This is a genomic window from Geodermatophilus sp. Leaf369 (assembly GCF_001424455.1).
Taxonomy (GTDB): Bacteria; Actinomycetota; Actinomycetes; order Mycobacteriales; family Geodermatophilaceae; genus Klenkia.
The window spans coordinates 926,754-942,914 of record NZ_LMQA01000002.1 but is presented as its reverse complement, the minus strand read 5'-3'; the positions used below and the strand labels follow the sequence as shown (position 1 = coordinate 942,914).

The 16,161-nt window shown below is 73.6% G+C and carries 17 protein-coding genes and 1 pseudogene; 1 reads left to right on the top strand and 17 read right to left on the bottom strand.

Going from position 1 to position 16,161, the window contains the following annotated elements; all coding sequences use genetic code 11:
• Positions 1-11: 11 nt before the first annotated feature.
• From nuoK to ASG36_RS13375, 14 genes and pseudogenes are all read right to left on the bottom strand, one after another.
• Entirely contained in the window at positions 12-311 is a 300-nt protein-coding gene (nuoK, locus tag ASG36_RS13435; protein WP_055764543.1) for an NADH-quinone oxidoreductase subunit NuoK, read from the bottom strand.
• Positions 308-1,123 (bottom strand): NADH-quinone oxidoreductase subunit J, encoded by an 816-nt coding sequence (locus ASG36_RS13430; RefSeq protein ID WP_055764541.1) that lies wholly within the window; start codon positions 1,121-1,123, stop codon positions 308-310. Before ASG36_RS13430 ends, nuoK begins: the two co-directional genes overlap by 4 nt.
• Positions 1,116-1,718 (bottom strand): NADH-quinone oxidoreductase subunit NuoI, encoded by a 603-nt coding sequence (gene nuoI / locus ASG36_RS13425; protein ID WP_082523077.1) that lies wholly within the window; start codon positions 1,716-1,718, stop codon positions 1,116-1,118. The genes ASG36_RS13430 and nuoI overlap by 8 nt, the downstream gene beginning before the upstream one ends.
• On the bottom strand, positions 1,711-3,195 hold the full coding sequence (nuoH, locus tag ASG36_RS13420; protein WP_055764539.1) for an NADH-quinone oxidoreductase subunit NuoH: 1,485 nt from the start codon (positions 3,193-3,195) through the stop codon (positions 1,711-1,713). The genes nuoI and nuoH overlap by 8 nt, the downstream gene beginning before the upstream one ends.
• Entirely contained in the window at positions 3,192-5,654 is a 2,463-nt protein-coding gene (locus ASG36_RS13415) for an NADH-quinone oxidoreductase subunit G (RefSeq protein WP_055764537.1), read from the bottom strand. The genes nuoH and ASG36_RS13415 overlap by 4 nt, the downstream gene beginning before the upstream one ends.
• Positions 5,651-6,979, bottom strand: coding sequence for an NADH-quinone oxidoreductase subunit NuoF (nuoF, locus tag ASG36_RS13410; RefSeq protein ID WP_055764535.1), 1,329 nt, complete (start codon positions 6,977-6,979; stop codon positions 5,651-5,653). Before nuoF ends, ASG36_RS13415 begins: the two co-directional genes overlap by 4 nt.
• 3 nt (positions 6,980-6,982) lie before the next feature.
• Entirely contained in the window at positions 6,983-8,008 is a 1,026-nt protein-coding gene (nuoE, locus tag ASG36_RS13405) for an NADH-quinone oxidoreductase subunit NuoE (protein WP_055764533.1), read from the bottom strand.
• Positions 8,005-9,327, bottom strand: a complete 1,323-nt coding sequence (locus tag ASG36_RS13400; protein WP_055764531.1) for an NADH-quinone oxidoreductase subunit D — start codon at positions 9,325-9,327, stop codon at positions 8,005-8,007. Before ASG36_RS13400 ends, nuoE begins: the two co-directional genes overlap by 4 nt.
• Positions 9,324-9,995 (bottom strand): NADH-quinone oxidoreductase subunit C, encoded by a 672-nt coding sequence (locus tag ASG36_RS13395; RefSeq protein ID WP_055764529.1) that lies wholly within the window; start codon positions 9,993-9,995, stop codon positions 9,324-9,326. Before ASG36_RS13395 ends, ASG36_RS13400 begins: the two co-directional genes overlap by 4 nt.
• A 197-nt stretch (positions 9,996-10,192) precedes the next feature.
• Positions 10,193-10,660 (bottom strand): annotated as a pseudogene (locus ASG36_RS13390) (NADH-quinone oxidoreductase subunit B family protein); the annotation flags it as partial.
• Positions 10,661-10,664: 4 nt separating this feature from the next.
• Positions 10,665-11,027 (bottom strand): NADH-quinone oxidoreductase subunit A, encoded by a 363-nt coding sequence (locus ASG36_RS13385; protein ID WP_200944464.1) that lies wholly within the window; start codon positions 11,025-11,027, stop codon positions 10,665-10,667.
• Between the two features lie 148 nt (positions 11,028-11,175).
• Positions 11,176-12,438 carry an NAD(P)/FAD-dependent oxidoreductase gene (locus ASG36_RS13380; RefSeq protein WP_055764523.1) on the bottom strand — a complete coding sequence of 421 codons (1,263 nt, stop codon included), beginning with the start codon at positions 12,436-12,438 and terminating at the stop codon, positions 11,176-11,178.
• Positions 12,439-12,461: 23 nt separating this feature from the next.
• Positions 12,462-12,599, bottom strand: a complete 138-nt coding sequence (locus ASG36_RS22340; RefSeq protein WP_200944463.1) for a hypothetical protein — start codon at positions 12,597-12,599, stop codon at positions 12,462-12,464.
• Between the two features lie 40 nt (positions 12,600-12,639).
• Positions 12,640-13,350 (bottom strand): demethylmenaquinone methyltransferase, encoded by a 711-nt coding sequence (locus tag ASG36_RS13375; RefSeq protein ID WP_082523076.1) that lies wholly within the window; start codon positions 13,348-13,350, stop codon positions 12,640-12,642.
• Positions 13,351-13,389: 39 nt separating this feature from the next.
• Here ASG36_RS13375 and ASG36_RS13370 point away from each other — a divergent pair, with 39 nt between their 5' ends.
• Positions 13,390-14,649 carry an isochorismate synthase MenF gene (locus ASG36_RS13370; RefSeq protein WP_082523075.1) on the top strand — a complete coding sequence of 420 codons (1,260 nt, stop codon included), beginning with the start codon at positions 13,390-13,392 and terminating at the stop codon, positions 14,647-14,649.
• Here ASG36_RS13370 and ASG36_RS13365 read toward each other — a convergent pair.
• The 3 genes from ASG36_RS13365 to ASG36_RS13355 are packed head-to-tail and all read right to left on the bottom strand — an operon-like array spanning position 14,646 to position 16,143.
• On the bottom strand, positions 14,646-15,473 hold the full coding sequence (locus ASG36_RS13365; protein ID WP_055764519.1) for an aminoglycoside phosphotransferase family protein: 828 nt from the start codon (positions 15,471-15,473) through the stop codon (positions 14,646-14,648). The genes ASG36_RS13370 and ASG36_RS13365 overlap by 4 nt on opposite strands.
• Entirely contained in the window at positions 15,458-15,664 is a 207-nt protein-coding gene (locus ASG36_RS13360) for a helix-turn-helix transcriptional regulator (protein ID WP_055764516.1), read from the bottom strand. The genes ASG36_RS13365 and ASG36_RS13360 overlap by 16 nt, the downstream gene beginning before the upstream one ends.
• Entirely contained in the window at positions 15,664-16,143 is a 480-nt protein-coding gene (locus tag ASG36_RS13355; RefSeq protein WP_055764515.1) for a DUF2975 domain-containing protein, read from the bottom strand. Before ASG36_RS13355 ends, ASG36_RS13360 begins: the two co-directional genes overlap by 1 nt.
• Positions 16,144-16,161 lie beyond the last annotated feature (18 nt).

The following is a 16,161-nucleotide window of genomic DNA, read 5'->3' as shown; positions in this document are numbered from 1 at the left end:
CGGCGCTCCGCTCAGTACTTCAGCAGGTTGGCGTCGTCGACCGAGGCCGACCGGCGGGTGCGGTAGATCGACATGATGATCGCCAGACCGACGACCACCTCGGCGGCCGCGACGACCATGACGAAGAACGCGATGACCTGGCCGTCGAGGGTGCCGGTGGACCGGGCGAAGGTGACCAGGGTCAGGTTGACCGAGTTGAGCATCAGCTCGATGCACATGAAGACCACGATCGCGTTGCGCCGCACGAGCACGCCCACGGCGCCGATGGTGAACAGCACGGCGGCCAGCACCAGGTAGTTGGCGATGCTCACCGCAGCTCACCCCCGGCGCCCCGGGTGGTGCCCAGCGCGCCGTCGGGACCCCCGCCGGTGTGGTCGGAGGCCGGCAGCTCGTCGACGACCTGCGGCTCCACGCCGGTGGCGAAGCTGGCCTCGGACGGGCTGCCGTCGGGCAGCCGGCCGGGGGCGGCGATCGAGTTGGCCCGGGCGTAGATGCCGGGGCCGGGCAGGGTCTGCGGCCGGTCCGAGGTGAGGAACCGGGCGCGGGAGAGCTCCTTCTGGGTCTGTCGGCTGCCGGGCTCGCGCTCGATGTGCGCCAGCACCATCGCGCCCACCGCGGCGGTGATCAGCAGCGCGCTGGTGACCTCGAAGGCCAGCAGGTAGCGGGTGAACAGCAGCTCGGCGATCGCCTGGATGTTGCCGTCGGCGGCACCCCCGGCCCCGCCCTGCACGGCCTCCAGCCCGACCACCGGGGTGTCCCGGGTGGCCTCGGCGATGCCGGCGCCGACCAGGCCCGCGAACCCGATGCCCAGCACGGTGGCCGCCACCCGCTGCCCGCGCAGGGTCTCCACCACCGAGTCCGAGGAGTCCCGGCCGACCAGCATCAGCACGAACAGGAACAAGATCATGATGGCGCCGGTGTAGACGATGATCTGCACCGCGCCCAGGAAGGGCGCGGACTGCACCACGTAGAAGACGCCCAGCGCGAGCATCGTGTTGACCAGGAAGAGCGCGGAGTGCACGGCGTTGCGGGCGAAGACCATGCCCAGCGCCCCGGCCAGGGCGATCGGGCCCAGGATCCAGAAGGTCACCGTCTCCCCGGTGCCGATGACGACGTCACCCACGGGGCGTCTCCTCGACCGGCACCCGCAGGTAGTAGTCCTTCTCGTCGTCCCCGAGGCGCATCGGGTGCGGGGGCTGCTCCATGCCCGGCAGCAGCGGGGCCATCAGCTGCTCCTTGGTGTAGATCAGGTCGCCGCGGTTGTCGTCGGCGAGCTCGAAGTCGTTGCTCATCGTCAGCGAGCGGGTGGGGCAGGCCTCGATGCACAGCCCGCAGAAGATGCAGCGCAGGTAGTTGATCTGGTAGACCGCGCCGTACCGCTCGCCCGGGGAGAACCGCTGCTCGTCGGTGTTCGTGCCGCCCTCGACGTAGATGGCGTCGGCCGGGCAGGCCCAGGCGCAGAGCTCGCAGCCCACGCACTTCTCCAGCCCGTCGGGGTGCCGGTTGAGCACGTGCCGCCCGTGGTAGCGCGGCTTGGTCACCTTGGGGACCTCGGGGTACTGCTCGGTGGTCACCTTCTTGAACATCGTCGAGAAGGTCACCCCGAAGCCCTGTGCGGGCGCGGGCAGCCAGCTGGTGCGCTTCGCCGGGGCGGACGCGGTGCCACCGGCCTGCTCGACCTCCCCGCCGGGGCGGCGGGCGGGGGTCCGGTCAGACATCGGTGTCCTCTCCTGCAGGGGTGGGACGGGTTCGGCGACCGGTGCCGACGACGGAGCCCGCGGCGACCTCCTCGCCCTCGCGCGACGACAGCCGCGGCGAGGGCGGGACGACGAGGTCCATCGGCGGGATCGGGAAGCCGCCCTCGGCGCGGGCCGGGCCGGTGCGCTGGGCCGGACGACGGCGCGCGCCGCCGGTGCGCACCGGGGGCAGCACCTCGGGCTCGGTCGGGTTGATCGACCCGGCGGCGGCGTTGAGCGCGGCGATCCGGGTGTCCTCGTTGCTCTTGCGGGAGGCCACCAGCAGCACACCGAGGACGACGACGGCGATCGGCACGCCCACGTAGAGCGCCACCTCGCCGCTGGACAGGTCGAACTCCCGGGACACGGTGCGCATGGTGGCCACCGCGAGGATCCAGACCAGCGCGGTGGGCACGAGCACCTTCCACCCGAAGCGCATGAACTGGTCGTAGCGCAGCCGGGGCAGCGTGCCGCGCAGCCAGATGAAGACGAAGAGCGCGGCGACGACCTTGCCGAAGAACCACAGCAGCGGCCACCAGCCGGTGTTGGCGCCGTCCCAGATCGAGATCGGGAACGGGGCCCGCCAGCCGCCGAGGAACAACGTCGCGGCCAGCGCGGAGACGGTGACCATGTTGACGTACTCGGCGAGGAAGAAGAGCGCGAACTTCAGCGAGGAGTACTCGGTGTGGAACCCGCCGACCAGCTCGGACTCGGCCTCGGGGAGGTCGAAGGGCGCCCGGTTGGTCTCCCCCACCACCGCGATGACGTAGATGACGAAGGACACCGGCAGCAGCACGGCGTACCAGCTGGGGCCCTGGAAGGTGGCGCCGAAGAAGCTGAGCTCGTTGCCGCCGGCCTGGGCCGCGACGATCTCCGAGGTGCTCATCGTCCCGGCGTAGAGGAACACCGCGACGATCGACAGCCCCATGGCGATCTCGTAGCTGACCATCTGGGCGGCGCTGCGCAGCCCGCCGAGCAGCGGGTAGGTGGAGCCGGAGGCCCAGCCGCCGAGCACGATCCCGTAGACGCCCATCGCCGAGCAGGCCAGCACGATCAGCACGCCGATCGGGGCGTCGATGAGCTGCAGCGGGGTCTGCTGGCCGAAGATCGACACCGACGGGCCCAGCGGAATGACGGAGAAGGCCAGGAACGCCGGGATGGTCGCGATGACCGGGGCGATGAAGTACACCGGCTTGTCGGCCAGCGTCGGCATGATGTCTTCCTTGAACGCCAGCTTCAGGCCGTCGGCCAGGCTCTGCAGGTAGCCGCGCGGCCCGACCCGGTTGGGGCCGGTGCGCTGCTGCATCCGGGCAACGACCTTGCGCTCGAACACGATCGCGAACAGCGTCATCACGACCAGCACGCCGAAGACGCCGACGACCTTGATCAGGATGATCCACCAGACGTCGTTCCCGAAGTCCTCCAGCGTGGGCTGGTCGGTGGCCGCCAGGACGCTCACGCGAGGCTCCCGCGGGTCAGGTGCACGACGCCGCCGGGGCCGACGCCCAGGTCGGTGCGCACGTGGCTGTCGGGCGAGCGCATCGGCACCCACACCACCCGGTCGGGCATCTCGGTGACCTGCACCGGCAGGGTGATCGACCCGGCCGGCCCGCTGACGGTGACCGGGTCGCCGTCGGCGACGTCCAGGCGCAGCGCGGTCTCCTTGCCCAGTCGGGCGACCGGCGGGCGGGCGGTGCCGGCCATCGCCGGCTCGTCGCGCTGGAGCGTGCCGTCGTCGATGAGCTGCCGCCAGGAGGCCAGCACCACGTCCTCGGCGCCCAGCCGCGGGCTGCCGGCAGGGGCGACGTCCAGGCCGCGCACCTCGCGGGTGCGGCCGGCGCCGCCGAGGGCGACCAGCTCGCGGCGGGCGTCGTCCACCCCGGACAGGCCCAGCCGGACACCGAGCGCGTCGGCCAGCCCCGACAGCACCCGGGCGTCGGTGAGCGCGCCGGTGCCGTGCAGCGTGGCGTCGAAGGGCCGCACCCGGCCCTCCCAGTCGAGGTAGCTGCCGGCCTTCTCCGGCGCGGCGGCGACCGGCAGGACGACGTCGGCGTGGTCGGTGACCGCACTCGGGAACAGCTCCAGGCTGACCACGAAGCCGGCCGCGGCGAGAGCGGCCTCGGCGAGGGCGGGGTCGGGCAGGTCGGCGGGGTCGACGCCGCCGACGAGCAGCCCGGCGAGCCGGCCGTCCCGGACGCCGGTGAGGATGCCGGTGGTGTCCCGGCCGACGCGGGCGGGCACCTCGACGCCCCACAGGGCGCCGACCTCGGTGCGGGCCTCGGGGTCGGCGACGGCGCGGCCCCCGGGCAGCAGGCTGGGCAGCGCACCCACCTCGACGGCACCGCGCTCCCCGGCCCGGCGGGGCACCCAGGCGACCCGGGCACCGGTGGCGCGGGCGACCGCGGACAGCGCCGACAGTGCGCCGGGCGTCTCGGCCAGCCGTTCCCCGGCGAGCACGACCGCACCCTCCAGGCGCAGCGCGGCGGCGGCCTCGGCACCGACCCCGCCGGCGGAGTCCGCGGCCAGGGCCCGGAGCACCGCGCCCTCCAGACCGGGCGGGGTGGCCAGCAGGGTGGCGTCGAGCTTCTCGCTGCCCCGGGTGGCGAAGGGGGCGACGTCGAAGACCGGCAGCGCCCGCTCGCGGACGGCGCGGCGGAGCCGGACGAAGACGATCGGCGACTCCTCCTCGGGCTCGAACCCGACCAGCAGCACGGCGGGGGCGGCGACCAGCTCGTCGTAGGTGACCGCGCCGGCGCCGGGCGCGGTGCCGGCGACGTGCGCCTCGAGGAAGGCGAGCTCCTCGGCGGAGTGCGCGCGGGCCCGGGCGTCGACGTCGTTGGTGCCCAGGGCGACCCGGGCGAACTTGGCGTAGGCGTAGGCGTCCTCGACGGTCAGCCGGCCGCCGGGGAGCACCCCGACCCCGCCGTCGGCGACCGCTGCGGCCAGGCCCTCGGCCGCCGCGGCCCAGGCCTCGGGCCACGACGCGGGCTGCAGTTCGCCGTCCCGGCGGACGAGCGGGGTGGTGAGCCGGGCGTTCGCGGCGGCGTAGCGGAAGGCGAACCGGCCCTTGTCGCAGTTCCACTCGGTGTTGACCTGGGGGTCGTCCCCGGCCAGCCGACGCATGACGGTGCCGCGCCGGTAGTCGGTGCGCTGGGCGCAGCCCGAGGCGCAGTGCTCGCACACGCTGGGCTCGCTGCGCAGGTCGAAGGGCCGGGAGCGGAACCGGTAGGCGGCGCTGGTGAGCGCACCGACCGGGCAGATCTGCACGGTGTTGCCGGAGAAGTAGGACTCGAAGGGCTCGTCGGCCGACACCGAGACCTGCTCGTTGGCCCCGCGCTCGAACAGCTCGATGAACGGGTCCCCGGCCACCTGCTGGGAGAACCGGGTGCACCGGGCGCACAGCACGCAGCGCTCGCGGTCCAGCAGCACCTGGGAGCTGATCGGCAGCGGCTTGGGGTAGGTGCGCTTGACGTCGACGAAGCGGCTCTCGGTGCGCCCGGAGCTCATCGCCTGGTTCTGCAGCGGGCACTCCCCGCCCTTGTCGCAGACCGGGCAGTCCAGCGGGTGGTTGACCAGCAGCAGCTCCATCGTGCCCTGCTGGGCCTTGTCGGCGACCTCGCTGGTGAGCTGGGTCTTCACCACCATGTCCGGGGTGACCGGCACGGTGCAGGAGGCCACCGGCTTGCGCTGGCCCTCCACCTCGACCAGGCACTGCCGGCAGGCCCCGACGGGCTCGAGCAGCGGGTGGTCGCAGAACCGCGGGATCTGCACACCGATCTGCTCGGCGGCCCGGATGATCAGCGTGCCCTTCGGCACCGCGACGTCGAAGCCGTCGATGGTGCAGCGGACGTGGTCCTCGGGGGTGTGCGGCCCGGGGACGGCGGGTGCCTGCGCGGGGGCGGGCTCGGGGGTGGTCATGCCATGGCTCCGACCGGCTCGAGGCGCAGGGAACGACCCAGCCGGCCCTGCTCGTCCTCGGGCAGCAGGGCGACGTAGTCGTCGCGGAAGTACTTCAGGGAGGACGCGATGCAGCTGGTGGCACCGTCACCGAGGGCGCAGAACGAGCGGCCCAGGATGTTGTCGCAGGTGTCGGTGAGCAGGTCCAGGTCGCGGGCGGTGCCGCGCCCGGCGACCAGCCGCTCCAGGATCTGGACCAGCCAGTAGGTGCCCTCCCGGCACGGGGTGCACTTGCCGCAGGACTCGTGGGCGTAGAACTCGGTGAACCGCAGGGTGGCCTCGACGATCGAGTCGGTCTCGTCGAAGACCATCAGCGCCGTCGTCCCCAGCATGGAGCCCGCGGCGGCGACGGAGTCGAAGTCCAGCGGGACGTCGAGGTGCTCGGCAGTGAAGTAGGGCGTGCTCGACCCGCCCGGCGTCCAGAACTTGAGCTCGTGCCCGGGCCGCACCCCGCCGGCCATCTCCAGCAGCTCGCGCATCGTGGTGCCCATCGGCGCCTCGTACTGCCCGGGGTGCACCACCCGGCCCGACAGCGAGTAGATCTTCGGCCCGGGCGACTTCTCCGGCCCGAACTCCTTGAACCAGGCCGACCCGCCGCGCACCACGAACGGCACGCTGGCCAGCGTCTCCACGTTGTTGACCACGGTCGGGGCGCCGTAGAGCCCGGCGACGGCGGGGAACGGCGGCTTGAGGCGGGGCTGCCCGCGCATCCCCTCCAGGGAGTCCAGCAGCGCGGTCTCCTCCCCGCAGACGTAAGCGCCGGCCCCGGCGTGCACCACGACCTCCAGGTTGTAGCCCGAGCCGTGCACGTCGGTCCCGAGGTGGCCGGCGGCGTAGGCCTCGGCGACCGCGGCGACCACCCGGCGGTGGGCGTGCACGGCCTCCCCGCGCACGTAGATGACCGCGACGTGGCAGCGGATCGCGTACGAGGCGATGGCCACGCCCTCCACCAGGGAGTGCGGGTCGGCCATCATCAGCGGGACGTCCTTGCAGGTGCCGGGCTCGCCCTCGTCGGCGTTGACCACCAGGTACTTCGGCTTCGCGGCCGGGCCGGTGGGGGTCTCCCCGGGCTTGGGCTGCGGGATGAACGACCACTTCATCCCGGTGGGGAAGCCCGCTCCCCCGCGGCCGCGCAGGCCGGAGTCCTTGACCAGGCCGACCAGCTCGTCGGGCGTCATGCCCAGCGCCTGCCGCCAGGCGACGTACCCCTCGGTGCGCTCGTAGGTCTCGATGGTCCAGGAGCGCTCTTCGGCGTACCGCGTGGTGAGGACGGGGGTGAGCGGCATGGCTCAGACCTCTCGCTCGACGGAGGTGCCGGCGCCGGACTGCGCCTGGCCATCGGTGCTGGTCTCGCTGCCGGCGTCCCGGTCGGCGGCCGCGCGGCCGGCCGGCTCGGGCCGGTCGGGGTGGTTCTGCTCGGCGCCGGAGCGCTCGGCCGGGTTGTCGGCCGCTGCCACCTGGGCGTCCGCGGCCTGCTCCCCCGGCGTCCCCCCGGTGTCCGGCCCCCCGGTGTCCCGGCTCACCGGGGTCCCCTCGTCCGGGGCGCTGACGGTCTCCGGGGTCTCGCGGGCGGGCATGGGCGGGGCGGCCTCGCCGCGCTCGGCGGCCAGCCGGACGCCGCGCAGGGTGGGGACGCCGGCCGAGGGCCCGTCGACGGCGGCCCGGGCGGCCCCGGCGTCGGCGTGCTGGGAGAGCCCGGCCAGCTGCCGGGAGATGCCACGGAAGTCCGTCAGCGGGGCCCCGCGGGTGGGGGCCGGCTTCTCGCCCCGGCGCAGCGCGGCCACGATCTCGAGGGCTGACTCGACGTCCTGCTGGTCGTAGAACTCGTAGTCCACGGTGACCACGGGGGCGTAGTCGCAGGCGGCCAGGCACTCGGCGTGCTCCAGGGTCACCGCGCCGTCGGCGGTGGTCTGGTCGTGGCCGACCCCGAGGTCGGCGCTGAGCCGGTCGTAGATGCGCTGCCCGCCGAGCACCGAGCACAGCGTGTTGGTGCAGACGCTGACCAGGTGCCGGCCGGTGGGGCGGCGCTTGTACATCGTGTAGAACGTCGCGACCGCGCCGACCTCGGCCTTCGTCAGGCCCAGCTCCTGGGCGCACAGCGCGATGCCCTCGGGTGAGACGTACCCCTGCACCGACTGGACCAGGTGCAGCATCGGCAGCAGCGCCGAGCGGGGCACCGGGTAGCGGGCCATCAGCTCGCGGCACTCGGCGCGGGTCTGCTCGGTCAGCGGCTCGAGGTCGGTGCGCTGCTCGGCCGGGCTGGAGTCCAGCCCGGTCACCGCCGTCCCCTCCGCCGAGCCCGGGAGACCCGTCATCGGTCCACTCCCCCCATCACGGGGTCGATCGAGGCGATCGCGGCGATGACGTCGGCGATCATGCCGCCCTCGCTCATCGCCGCCGTCGCCTGCAGGTTGGTGAAGCTGGGGTCGCGCACGTGGACCCGGAAGGGCCGGGTGCCGCCGTCGCTGACCACGTGGAAGCCCAGCTCGCCGCGGGGGGACTCGATGGCCTGGTAGACCTGCCCGGCCGGGACCCGGAACCCCTCGGTGACCAGCTTGAAGTGGTGGATGAGGGCCTCCATCGACTGGCCCATGATGTGCTTGACGTGGTCCAGGGAGTTGCCCATGCCGTCGGCACCGAGGGACAGCTGCGCGGGCCAGGCGATCTTCTTGTCCTCGACCATCACCGGGCCCGGGCGCAGCCGGTCCAGGGCCTGCTCGACGATCTTCATCGACTCGTTCACCTCGGCCATCCGGACCAGGTAGCGGCCCCAGGCGTCGGCGGTGTCGGCGGTGGGCACCTCGAAGTCGTAGGTCTCGTAGCCGCAGTACGGCTCGACCTTGCGCAGGTCCCAGGGCAAACCGGCGCTGCGCAGCACCGGGCCGGTGACGCCCAGGGCGATGCAGCCGGTGACGTCGAGGTACCCGACGTCGCGCAGCCGGCGCTGCCAGATCGGCTGGCCGGTGAGCAGCCGGTGGAACCCGGCGACCCGCTCGGGCATCACGGTGAGGAACTCGCGGATCTTGGCCTCGACGCCGTCCGGGAGGTCCTGGGCCAGACCGCCGGGGCGCACGTAGGCGTGGTTCATCCGCAGCCCGGTGATCTCCTCCAGCAGGTCCAGCACGAGCTCGCGCTCACGGAACCCGTTGGTCATCCCGGTGAGGGCGCCCATCTCCATGCCGAAGGTGGCCAGCCCGACGAGGTGGCTGGCGATCCGGTTGAGCTCCATGACCAGCACCCGGATGGTGGTGGCCCGCTCGGGCACCTCGATGCCCAGCAGCTTCTCCACCGCCAGGCAGTAGGCGGTCTCGTTGAACAGCGGCGCCAGGTAGTCCATCCGGGTCACGAACGTCGTGCCCTGGGTCCAGGTGCGGTACTCGGTGTTCTTCTCGATGCCGGTGTGCAGGTAGCCGATGACCACCCGCGCCTTGGTCACCGTCTCGCCCTCGAGGTCCAGCACCAGCCGGAGCACGCCGTGGGTGGAGGGGTGCTGGGGCCCCATGTTGACCACGAGGCGTTCCTCGGCGAGCGGGTCCGAGCCGAAGGTCAGGTCCCAGTCGCCACCGGTGACGGTGTAGACGCGGCCCTCGGTGGTCTCGCGGGACCCGGCGTACGGGTCGGTCGTCTGGGTCACCGGTAGCTCCGTCGCTCGTCCGGGGGCGGGATGGTCGCGCCGTGGTACTCGACCGGGACGCCGCCGAGCGGGTAGTCCTTGCGCTGGGGGTGGCCCTCCCAGTCGTCGGGCATGAGGATCCGGGTCAGCGCCGGGTGGCCGTCGAAGACGAGGCCGAACATGTCCCAGGCCTCGCGCTCGTGCCAGTCCGCGGTCGGGTAGACCGCGGTCACGCTGGGCACGTGCGGGTCCTCGGCCGTCACGGCGACCTCGAGCCGGATCCGCCGCCGGTAGGTCATCGAGGTCAGGTGGTAGAGCGCGTGCAGCCGCTTGCCGGCCGGGCCGCCGGCGTCGAGGTAGTCCACCCCGGACACCGAGGAGCACAGCTCGAAGCGCAGTGCGTCCTCGTCCCGCAGAGCCTGCACGAGGGTGAGCAGGTGCTCGCGCTCGACGAAGTAGGTGATCTCGCCGCGGTCGACCAGCACGCGGGGGACGGCGGCGTCGTAGGTGGCCTGCCCGACCGCCTCGATCAGCGCGTCGGTGACCTCGTCGAACCAGCCGCCGTAGGGCCGCTCGGTGGAGTGCAGCGCGACCGCGCCGCCGGGCTCGACCCGGACGAGCCCGCCGAAGCCCGAGGTGTCCCCGGAGCCGGTGACCCCGAAGGCACCGGTGCGGAAGGCCCCGGTCACGGACGCTCCCCCGGGAGCAGGACGGCGTTGCCGCCGCGCTGCTCGATGGCGAACTGGCCGGTGCGCCCGGCGGCCGCGGCGTCCTCGTAGGCCTTCTTCGCGGCCTTGTCCACCCGCACGGTGGAGGGCATCGCGACGTGCAGGTCCGGCGCGGTCCCGTCGGCCCGGGCGGCGGCGAGGGCGGCGGCGCGCTTGGGGCCCATCGGCTCGTGCTGGATCTTGTGGTGCAGCTTGAGGATGGCGTCCATGAGCATCTCCGGCCGCGGCGGGCAGCCGGGCAGGTACATGTCCACCGGGACGATGTGGTCGACGCCCTGGACGATCGCGTAGTTGTTGAACATGCCGCCGGAGCTGGCGCAGACGCCCATCGAGAGCACCCAGCGCGGCTCGGGCATCTGGTCGTAGATCTGGCGCAGGACCGGGGCCATCTTCTGGCTCACCCGCCCGGCCACGATCATCAGGTCGGCCTGGCGCGGGGAGGCCCGGAAGACCTCCATGCCGAACCGGGCCAGGTCGTAGCGGCCCGCACCCGAGGCCATCATCTCGATCGCGCAGCAGGCCAGCCCGAAGGTGGCCGGCCACAGCGAGGACTTCCGGGTCCAGTTGACCAGCTTCTCCACGCTGGTCAGCAGGACGCCGCTCGGCAGCTTCTCTTCCAGGCCCATGCGCTCAGTCCCATTCCAGTCCACCGCGACGCCAGACGTAGGCGTAGGCGATGAACACGGTGGCGATGAAGACGACCATCTCGATCAGGCCGAAGACGCCCAGGGAGTCGTTGGCGACCGCCCAGGGGTAGAGGAAGACGATCTCGATGTCGAAGACGATGAACAACATCGCGGTCAGGTAGTACTTGATCGGGAAGCGCCCACCGGTGAGCGGCTGGTCGACCGGCTCGATCCCGCACTCGTAGGCCTCGAGCTTGGCCTGGTTGTAGCGGCGCGGGCCGATGAAGGGCGCCGCGGTCACCGAGAACAGCGCGAACCCGGCCGCCAGCACGAACAGGCCGACCAGCGGCACGTACGTCGCGAGCACCAGCGCCTCCCCGAGTTCCCGCCGAGCTTGTGAATTGCTTCACAAGTGGTTTCAGCTCGACCCTATGTCGCCGGTCACAGGAAACGGAAGCCACCCCGGGTGGGCGTGGCGCAACTCAGGGCACCCTCACCGCGGGTGGCCGGGGTGCTCAGGCGGCGGGGAGGACCTTCGTGAGGACGGCGATGGTCCGGTCGACGGCGTCGCCGTCCCGGCCGTCGTGCAGGTTGCCCATCAGGCGCAGCGCGGCACGGACCAGCGCCGGGCGCTTGAGCCCGTGCGCGAGGGCGAACCGGGTGAACTCCGGGCGGGCCAGCAGGGCGAGGAAGCCGGCACCGAGCCGGTGGTGGCCGCCGTAGGAGTCCCGCAGCAGCTCCGGGTAGCGCCGCAGGACGGCCTCCCGGGCCGGGCCGACGGGCAGCGCGAGGGCCTCGACGACCACCTCGGCGGCCGTCCGCCCCGTCTCCATGGCGTAGCTGATGCCCTCGCCGTTGAACGGGTTGACCGAGCCGGCGGAGTCACCGACCAGCACCAGGCCGCGGGTGTACGCCGGTCGGCGGGACAGCGAGGTGGGCAGGCCGGCACCGCGCAGCGGGGTGGCCGCCTCGACGTCGAGCTCCCACTCGGGCGGGAGGGTCGCCAGCCAGCGGCGGTAGACGGTGCGGGCGTCGTCGTCGGCGGTGCGCCGGGTGTCCAGGAAGCCGAACCCGACGTTCGCCGTCCCGTCGCCCATCGGGAACAGCCAGCCGTAGCCGGGCATGGACGCAGCGTCCGGGCCGCGGTCGGTGAGGTCGAAGGAGATGTCGAGGTACGGGTCGGCCGCGCGCGGCGTCGGCACGTACTGCCGGACGGCGACGCCGAGCGGCAGGTCGGTACGCCGGTTCAGCCCGAGTGACTTCGCCAGCCGGCCGGACAGTCCCTCGGCGGAGACCACCAGCGGGGCGTGCCAGGTGGCCGGTTCTTTGTCCGGCCCGACCTGCGCGCGCACCCCGGCGACCCGGCCGGCCTCGTCGAGCAGCGGCTCGGTGACGGTGACGCCGTGGTGCACCTGGGCACCCGCGGACTCCGCGTGCCGGGCGAGGGTGTCGTCGAGGTCGGCGCGGGTGCGGATCAGCCCGTAGCCGGGCCAGTGCGACAGCTCCGGCCAGTCGACCTCGGTCACCCGACCACCACCGAACACCCGCAGCCCGCGGTGCCGCACCCACCCGTCGGAGGTGTCCACGCCCATCGCGTGCAGCGCGGCCACCCCGCGCGGGGTCAGCCCGTCGCCACAGACCTTCTCCCGGGGGAAGTGCGCCTTCTCCAGCACCACCACGTCCAGCCCGGACGACGCCAGCCACCAGGCCGCGCTGGACCCGGCGGGGCCGGCGCCCACGACGACGACGTCGGCACGGCGGCCGGTGGGGAGGGGCACCGGCCGATCCTAGGTGCGCCGACTCAGGTGGGCGGCGGCGCGATCGGGTCCGTCGGGCTGGGCGTGGGGCTCTCCGGCGGGCTGGGCTCGGAGGGCACCGGGTCGACCGGGGTGGGGGGCAGGCCCTCGGGGCCGGGGTCGGGTGTCGCGGGGAAGGTCATGCCGGGGTGTGCCCGGCGTCACGCGCCCGGAAACGACGGGTCAGACCCGGGTGCCCCGGTGCAGCGCGACGATCCCGCCGGTGAGGTCGCGCCAGGCCACGTCGGACCAGCCGGCGTCCTGCAGCTTGCGGGCCATCACCGGCTGCGGGGGCCAGGCCCGGATCGACTCGGCGAGGTACACGTAGGCGTCGGGGTTGCTGCTGACCGCGGTGGCCACCCGCGGCAGCGCCTTCATGAGGTACTCGGTGTAGACGGTGCGGAACGGCGTCCAGGTGGGGCTGGAGAACTCGCAGACCACCAGCGTGCCGCCCGGTCGGGTGACCCGGCGGAACTCGCGCAGCGCCGCGTCGGGGTCGGCCACGTTGCGCAGGCCGAAGGAGATGACGACGCCGTCCACGCTCTCGTCGGCCAGCGGCAGCGCCATCGCGTCCCCGGCCAGGAACGGCACGTCGCGTCCGGAACCCGCGCGCAGCATGCCCAGGGAGAAGTCGCAGGCGATGGCGGTGACCCCGCCGGAGGCGAGCTCGACGGTGGACACCCCGGTGCCGGCGGCCACGTCGAGGACGGTCTGCCCGGGGCGCGCGCCGAGGGCCTCGCGGGTGGCCCGGCGCCAGCCGGCGTCCAGCCCGCCGGAGAGCACGGTGTTGGTGAGGTCGTACTTGCCGGCGACCCCGTCGAACATCGCGGCGACCTCGGCGGGCCGCTTGTCCAGCGTGGCCCGGTAGCCCTGTGTCCGATCTCCTGCGCTCACGCCCGACGACGATACGGCGGTGCTCCTACTCTGGCTGGGGTGAGCACGGTGGCCGCGACGACGACGGACGTCGTCGTCACGACCCCGGTGGGCGCCCGCCGCACCCCCCTGCTGAACCTGCTGCCCGTCGAGGGCGCGGTCACCTGGGTGCGCCGCGGTGAGGGCCTGGTCGGCTGGGGTGAGGCCGACCGGCTCGAGGTGTCCGGCCCCGACGCGCTGGCCCGTGCCCAGCAGTGGTGGACCGACCGGTGCGCGCGCACCGAGGTGGTCGACCCGGTGGGCGTCCCCGGCTCCGGTCCGGTGGTGTTCGCCTCGATCGCCTTCGACCCGACCGCGGGCAATTCGGTGTTCGTCGTCCCCGAGGTCGTGGTGGGCCGGCGCGGCGGGCAGACCTGGGTGACCACCACCGGGGACGCGCTGGACCGGCCGGTGTTCGAGACCTCCGGGGAGGAGGCCGACACCTCCATCGGGCAGCTGGCCTACGCCGACGGCGCACTGGACCCGGTGACCTGGTGCGGCGCCGTGGCCCGCGCCGTGGCCCGGATCGACGCCGGTGAGCTGGACAAGGTGGTGCTGGCCCGCGACCTGCTGGTCACCGCCGACCACCCGTTGGACCCCCGCCGGCTGCTGCTGCGGCTGGCCGCGCGGTTCCCCGACTGCTGGACCTTCTCCGTCGACGGTCTGCTCGGCGCGACCCCCGAGCTGCTGCTGCGACGCACCGGGCGCGAGCTGTCCTCCCGGGTGCTGGCCGGGACGACGTCGCGCGGCGCGGGCGCCGAGGACGACCGGCTGGCCGACGCGCTGACCCACTCGGGCAAGGACCTGGCCGAGCACGAGTACGCCGTCGCCTCGCTGGTGGCCACGCTGAGCCCGTTCTGCGCGACCCTGGACGTGCCGGCCACCCCGCAGCTGCTGACGCTGCCCAACGTGCGGCACCTGGCCACCGACCTGCGCGGCACCCAGCGGACCGACTCCCCCGCCGGGCTGCTCGACCTGGTCGCCGCGGTGCACCCCACCGCCGCCGTCTGCGGCACGCCCACCCCGGTGGCCGCCGCGCTGATCGCCGAGCTCGAGGGCATGGACCGCGGCCGCTACGCCGGCCCGGTCGGCTGGCTGGACGCCGCCGGCGACGGCGAGTTCGGGCTGGCGCTGCGCTGCGCCCAGCTGACCGGGGGCGACGGCGGCGCGCAGGCACGGCTGTTCGCCGGCTGCGGCATCGTCGCGGGCTCCGACCCGGCCGCCGAGCTCGCCGAGACCCAGAACAAGCTCGCCGCCTTCCAGGCCGCGCTGGAGGACTAGGCGAGCACGGCCCGGACGCCGTCCTCGGCCCCTGGGCTGATCGCCGCCTTCCACAGCGCCCAGCCGCGCCCGCGCGCCCAGGTGTCCTCGTCGAGCCCGAGGCTGTCCCGGAAGACCGTGCGGCCGGGGCCCTCGAACACCGTCCAGGCGGGGACGACGTCGCAGGCCGGGTCGCCCACGCCGGAACAGCCGAGGTCGAGCAACCCGGCCAGTCGACCGTCCCGCACCAGCAGGTTGTCCACCGCCACGTCGCCGTGGAACCAGACCGGGTCGGCCGTCCACGTGCTGGCCAGCGCCTCGTCCAGCACGGCGTGCGCGGCGGCCCGCAGACCGTCGGGCAGCGCCTCGACCGCCGTCCGGGCCTCGTCGGCGTAGTGCGCGAGCGGACCGCCGCGATGGGCGCTGTGCCCACCCGGCGGGGGTCCGCCGGCGGCCGGGACGCCCCGCAGCGCGACCAGCGCGGCGGCGAGGTCACCGGCGAACACCACCGGGTCGGGGCGGGCACGGGAGGCCACGTCGCCGGTCAGCCACCGGCGCACCGACCACGGCAGCGGGAAGTCCGGCGTGGACTCCGCGACGGCCACCACCTCGGGCACCGGAAGAGGCAGGTGGGCGGCCAGGTGCGGGAGCCAGCGCACCTCCTTGGCCAGCTGCGGCACGTACTCCGGTGCGCTCGGCAGCCGGACGGTGAGCTCCTCGCCCAGCCGGAACGTGCGGTGGTCGTGGCCCTGCGGCTGCACCTCGCGCACCGGCAGGTCTGCCCAGTGCGGGAACGCACGGGCCACCAGCCGGGCGGCGAGGTCGGCGGTCAGTCGTCCACCCACTCGAGCAGGTCGCCGGGCTGACAGTCCAGCACCCGGCACATCGCCTCCAGGGTGCTGAACCGCACCGCCTTCGCCCGGCCGTTCTTCAGCACCGCGACGTTGGCCGGGGTGAGCCCGACCCGTTCGGCGAACTCGCCGACGCTCATCTTGCGGCGGGCCAGCTCCACGTCGATGCGGACGACGATGGACATCAGATGACCTCGTCGAGGTCCGACCGCAAGGTGGTGGCCTCCTTGAGCAGCGAGCGCATGACCACGACCACCAGGCCGAGGACGGCGACCCCGGTGGCCACGAGCAGCACCAGCAGGAGGACGCCGGGGTCGTCCGCCGTGGCGCCGACGAAGGCCAGCAGCGCGAGCAGGAGCAGCTCGGCACCGGCGACGGCGTAGACGATCCCGTCGACCCAGCCGAGCGAGGCCGGGGTGAAGATCCGGTCCCGCTGCACCAGGGTGAGCAGTCGCCAGGTGCACACCAGCACGACCTGCACGCACAGCACCCCCAGCACGGCGCCGATCGTCAGCGGCCAGCGCAGGTACGCCAGGTCCGGCTCCTGCTCGGCCATGTGCCGGAACTGACCGGGCAGCGAGAGCACCTGGAACACGACCAGCACCGCGAAGAGCGCGACCAGACCGGCGCGGAGCAGGGGCACCACACGGCGGGTCGTCAGCATCCACCGATGATCGATCGA

Coding starts and splice junctions, on each gene's coding strand:
- nuoI (WP_082523077.1), bottom strand. CDS start 1,718: ATGTCTGACCGGACCCCCGCCCGCCGCCCCGGCGGGGAGGTCGAGCAG.
- ASG36_RS13415 (WP_055764537.1), bottom strand. CDS start 5,654: ATGACCACCCCCGAGCCCGCCCCCGCGCAGGCACCCGCCGTCCCCGGG.
- nuoF (WP_055764535.1), bottom strand. CDS start 6,979: ATGCCGCTCACCCCCGTCCTCACCACGCGGTACGCCGAAGAGCGCTCC.
- nuoE (WP_055764533.1), bottom strand. CDS start 8,008: ATGACGGGTCTCCCGGGCTCGGCGGAGGGGACGGCGGTGACCGGGCTG.
- ASG36_RS22340 (WP_200944463.1), bottom strand. CDS start 12,599: ATGACCTTCCCCGCGACACCCGACCCCGGCCCCGAGGGCCTGCCCCCC.
- ASG36_RS13360 (WP_055764516.1), bottom strand. CDS start 15,664: ATGTCCATCGTCGTCCGCATCGACGTGGAGCTGGCCCGCCGCAAGATG.
- ASG36_RS13355 (WP_055764515.1), bottom strand. CDS start 16,143: ATGCTGACGACCCGCCGTGTGGTGCCCCTGCTCCGCGCCGGTCTGGTC.